Genomic DNA, 666 nt, shown 5'->3' with positions numbered 1-666 from the left:
GCTGTAATACCACCAGTACCATTGCCGCCTCCTGACAGCTCAAATACTACTGTAATATTTTGTGAAGGACCATTACATACCTGTGTATTCACACCGCCCCAATTAGGATTACCATACTCAACCTGAATACAGGGTCTCACCACATATGCGTTAGATTCGCAGGAACAAAGACTTCCATTCGTAGCACTTAATGCTCCCGGTCCTCCACAATTACCTACCGCCCAGGTTCTTCCGTTGGTTGTCCAACTGCCGCTGCCACCTGTTCTGAGTGCATTCGCAATTTGCGCAATAACAGCCGGATCGGTTACAGAAACTCCCGTCTGGTCATAAGTTCCCTTAATGGTCAGTTTGGTATACGTATTACCTGCCACTAACTGATTGGTGAACGTGGTCCATGCATTACAATAAGTACTGTTGGTTGGCCCAGACACAAAATCCTGAGAAAAAACGATGCTGTTGGATGGAACATAATTAACTACTGCCCCGCAAAGATTGACATCGGTATTCACCTGCCTGTTGGCAGGACCGGTAATTACCGGTGCAGTTACATCACGTTTGGTTAACGTCATGCTGCAGTTACTGCTGTTAGCGGCAGCATCCGTTACTGTAAAGTTTATAGTCATATTACCAGAACCGCTGATGACTGTACCTGCTGCAGGACTCTGG

General features: G+C 46.7%; 1 protein-coding gene. It reads right to left on the bottom strand.

Going from position 1 to position 666, the window contains the following annotated elements:
- Positions 1-666 (bottom strand): hypothetical protein (locus AC1RNB_RS18570; protein WP_493085254.1); only part of this gene is annotated, 666 nt, incomplete at both ends.

The sequence above is a fragment of the Sediminibacterium sp. GW821-FHT12F12 genome (assembly GCF_058806635.1).
The sequence above is the reverse complement of the archived record's forward strand: the minus strand, read 5'-3'. Positions and strand labels throughout refer to the sequence as shown.